3 protein-coding genes are annotated in these 4,226 nt (G+C 70.3%); all 3 read right to left on the bottom strand.

Annotated features, from left to right (window positions below):
* Nucleotides 1-413 precede the first annotated feature (413 nt).
* Entirely contained in the window at nucleotides 414-2,213 is a 1,800-nt protein-coding gene (locus ACK59X_RS01960; RefSeq protein WP_409954766.1) for a gamma-glutamyltransferase family protein, read from the bottom strand.
* A 111-nt stretch (nucleotides 2,214-2,324) separates the two neighbouring features.
* Nucleotides 2,325-3,881 (bottom strand): alkaline phosphatase D family protein, encoded by a 1,557-nt coding sequence (locus tag ACK59X_RS01955; RefSeq protein WP_409954765.1) that lies wholly within the window; start codon nucleotides 3,879-3,881, stop codon nucleotides 2,325-2,327.
* A 10-nt stretch (nucleotides 3,882-3,891) separates the two neighbouring features.
* A partial coding sequence (locus ACK59X_RS01950) for a GGDEF domain-containing protein (RefSeq protein ID WP_409954764.1) occupies nucleotides 3,892-4,226 on the bottom strand: 335 nt, incomplete at its 5' end.

The raw sequence follows: 4,226 nt of genomic DNA, 5'->3' as shown, positions 1-4,226 counted from the left end.
CTGCGCTCGGCCTGGGCAGGGCGGCTGGGCCCAGCGCGTGCCCTATCCCCGGCGCAGCTGCGAAGCAGCAGCCGTCCCGGACCCCCCTCCCCACCCCGGCTGGCTGCGCCGAGAAGCGCAGGGCCTGGGGTGGGTGCGTGTGCCGCAGGACACACGCACTTCGTGATCTGGCTCGTCGCGGATGTTTGAGCGGAGTTCGAAGAACGCAGCGAGTTCCGCGACGCCACCCCAGGACCGAGCATCGCAGGTTGCCCGCAGCGAAGCGAAGGGACGCAGACTGGGGGCCGCCTTCTCTTTGGTGACTTTCTCTTGGCGGCCCAAGAGAAAGTTACTGCGCCGCCGGGCGCACATCCCGGCTCCCGACCTTCAACCAGGCAAACCGCGTGCTTCCAAAAAAGGACCAACGAACCAGATCAGTCCCCCATCACAACACCCTCACGCCGCGGATCAGCCCCCCCAAACCACAACGTCTTCCCATGCGCATGCCCCCGCGTGATGGCCTGCAACCCACTGGTCATGTTCATCTCCCGCACCTCCGCCCCCCGCGCCCGCAAGGTCTCCACGGTGAGCGAAGGGAAGCGCTTTTCCTCCAGCAATGAAGGCCCGTTCATCGAACCGAAATTGGGCAGGTTGATCGCCTGCTGCGGCATCAAGCCCCAGTTGAACACGCCGTACAGCGTCTTGGCAGTGTAGTGGATGATGGCCGCGCCGCCCGGGCTGCCGCCGCTCATGAGCAGTTCGCCGGTGGCCTTGTCGAACACCAGCGAGGGCGACATCGATGAGCGCGGCCGCTTGCCCGGCTGCACGCGGTTGGCAATCGGCTGGCCCTGGGCGTCGGCCGGGGCAAAGCTGAAGTCGGTGAGCTCGTTGTTGAGCAGAAAGCCCTTGACCATCTGGCGTGCGCCGAACTGGTCCTCGATGGTGGTCGTCATGGCCACGGCGTTGCCAAAGGCATCGACAATACTGATGTGGCTGGTGCCGTACTCGGGCTGGTCGGGCATGGGGGCGTAGCTGGTGGTCGCGGCGCCAGGCTTGCCGGGCTGGGCGACCTTGAGGCTTTGCGTGCCGATGAGCTTGGCGCGCTCGGCCAGGTAGGCCGGGGCGATCAGGCTGGCCCAGTTGCCGGCGGGCGGCTGCACGAAATCGGGGTCGGCCACGTACAGGGCGCGGTCGGCAAACGCCAGGCGTGCGGCGTCGGTGTACAGGTGCAGCCAGTCGGCCGTGGGCAAATCGTTTTCCAGCGGCATCGCGGCCGCATCGGTGTTCTTGAGGATGCCCAGGATCTGCGCGATGGCGATGGCGCCCGAGCTCGGCGGTGGGAAGCCGCACATGCGAAAGATCTTGCTGGCCACCGGGTAGTCGTGGCACAGGGGCTCGCGCTTTTTCGGCTGGTAGCCGGCCAGGTCGGCCATGCTGAGCTTGCCGGGGTTGGTGGGGTGCGTTTGCACCTTGTCCACGATGGCCTGGGCGATCTCGCCCTCGTGCAGGGCCTTGCTGCCTTCGGCCGCAATGCGGCGCAGCACGGCCGCCAGCTCGGGGTTGCGCAGGTTGAAGCCCACGTCGCGCGCGTCGCCGTCGGGCTTGTAGAAGTAGGCCGCCGCCACCGGGTCCTTCTTGAGGTGGGCGTCGGCTGCCGCCAAGGTGTTCAGCCGCGCGCTGACCTTGAAGCCGCCCTCGGCCAGGGTGATCGCCGGCTGGAACAGCGTGGCCCAGGGCAGCTTGCCATGCTCCCTGTGCGCCATCTCCAGCATGCGCACGGTGCCGGGCACGCCGACCGAGCGGCCGCCCACGACCCCGTCATGGAAAGGCACGGGTTTGCCGTCCGGGCCGAGGAACAGCTTTTCGTCGGCAGCGGCTGGTGCGGTCTCGCGGCCGTCATAGGCCTCCACCCTCTGGCCGGTGCTGTGCAGCAGGAAGGCGCCGCCGCCGATGCCGCTCGACTGCGGCTCGACCAGGGTCAGCACCATCTGCACGGCAATCGCCGCATCCAGGGCCGAGCCGCCGGCCTTGAGGATCTGGTAGCCGGCATCGGTGGCCAGCGGGTTGGCGGCGGCCACGGCGAACTTCTCGGTGGCCCAGCCGGGCTTTTCGGTGTAGCCAGAGGAGCCCTCGGGCTGGGCGGGTACCGTGTAGTCGAACCGGGGTGCACTGGCGCAGCCGGCCAGCAGCGCGGCCACGGCCAGCAGGGTCAGGGTGGGGGGTGTCTTGCGCATCGCTTGTCTCCAAGGGGCTGGGATCAAGCCATGGTAAGGCCCGCGCTCGGCCGCGGGGCGCTTTATTTACAGGATGCTACAAGCGCCCGAAAGGGTATTGCAGCGCCTGGCTCAGGCCGGCACTGGCCCGGCGCGCCGGTCCTCGACCACGAAGCGCGCCAGCGTGCTGGCCCCGCTGTCCTCGCGCAGCGGGTCGTCCAGCACGCGCAGGGTGGTGGTCCAGCGCGCGGGCGTGATGTCGGCCAGGCCGTAGCCACGCTGCTCGCAGCGCGCCAGCAAGACGTGGGGGCTGTGGCGCACCACGGCGTCGACCTTGTCCTGCGTGGTGCCCGAGCGCGAGCTGATGGAGGTACCGCAGAACTCGCTGGCGATCACCGGGGCATCGGGCCGCGCCATGTCGGCCAGCACGCGGCACACATAGTTCTGGTGGATGTCGCCGCCCAGCAGCACGGCATTGCGCGGGGCATGTTGGGTGAGGGACCGCAGCAGGCGGGCGCGCGCGGCGGGGTAGCCATCCCAGCTGTCGGTGGACACAACACCCGAGGGGTAGTGGCGCGGCGAGAACAGGGTTTGCTGCGCGACCACGCTCCAGCGGGTGCGGCCATCGCGGGCATCGGCGCCCAGGCCGGCGTCCAGCCACTGCTCCTGCGCCTTGCCCAGAAAGCTGCGCCCGGGCTCCGCCAGCTCGGCACAGTCCTTGGGGCGCACGGCACCGGCACCGCTGGCACCGGTGGTGCGGCAGGCCTGCAGGCTGCGGTACTGGCGGGCATCGAGGACATGCAGCTGTGCCAGGCGGCCCCACGGCAGGCGGCGGTACAGCTGCAGGGCCGAATAGTCGCGCTGCACCAGGCTGGCGGCGCGCAAGGGCATGTTCTCGTAGAAGGCCTGCCAGGCGGCGCTGCGCTGGGCCAGGAAGGCCGCAGGGTCGCCCTTGCCCGTGTTGCCTGCGTAGTCGTTCTGCACCTCGTGGTCGTCCCAGGTCACCAGCCAGGGGCAGGCCGCGTGGGCCGCCTGCAGGGCCGGGTCGCTTCGGTGCAGCGCGTAGCGGTCGCGGTAGTCGGCCAGGGTGGCCGCCAGGCGCAGGCCGTGCACGCGCGCCAGGCCCGAGGTGTCCCGGGGGCTGGCGTACTCGTAGATGTAGTCGCCCAGAAAGAGCACCAGGTCGGGCGCATCGGCCGCCACATGGCGCCAGGCCGCGTAGTGGCCATGCTCCCAGCGCTGGCACGAGGCAAAGGCCACACGCAGGTGCTCGGGCAGGGCGTCGGCGGCCGGGGCGGTGCGGGTGCGGCCGGTGGCGCTCAAGGCGTCGCCATGTATGAAGCGGTAGTGGTACCAGCGGCCGGGCGCGAGGCCCGCCAGCTCCACATGCACGCTGTGCCCCAGGGCTGGATGGGCCGTGGCCTGGCCGCGCTGCACGATGCGCTGGAAGCCCTGGTCGTCGGCCAGCTCCCAGCGCACGGTGAAGGCCTGGCTGGCATGGCTGTCGTCGGGCACCAGGCGCGTCCAGAGCACGACGCCATCGGCGCTGGGGTCGCCGCTGGCCACACCCAGGGCAAAGGGGTTGCCCTGCTGGCGCCGCGGCTGGGCCCAGGCCCAGCGGGGCAGGGTGGTGGCGGCCGCGCCGTGGGCGGCCAGCAGCAGGAAGGCGCGGCGCTGCTGGGGCGTCACCGGCGGGGGCTCATGCTGCCATGACCCGGTTCTTGCCTGAGCGCTTGGCCAGGTACATGCTCTGGTCGGCGCGCTTGATGGCGTCGAAGCTGCTCTCCGAATCGTGCAGCTGCGCCACGCCCGCGCTGAAGGTGATGAGAATCTTCTCGCTGCCCTGCAGGAAGAAGCGCGTGGTCAGCTCGCGCTGCAGGCGCGTCATGGCGGCCACCCCGGCGTCCACCGCGGTGTCGGGCAGCAGCAGCACGAATTCCTCGCCGCCATAGCGGGCCAGCAGGTCCTGCGGGCGCATGACCTCGCGCGTGACCTGGGCCAGGTGCACCAGGGCGGCGTCGACCACGCTGTGGC

This window comes from Acidovorax sp., assembly GCF_046339755.1.
Taxonomy (GTDB): Bacteria; Pseudomonadota; Gammaproteobacteria; order Burkholderiales; family Burkholderiaceae_C; genus Acidovorax.
The sequence above is the reverse complement of the archived record's forward strand: the minus strand, read 5'-3'. Positions and strand labels throughout refer to the sequence as shown.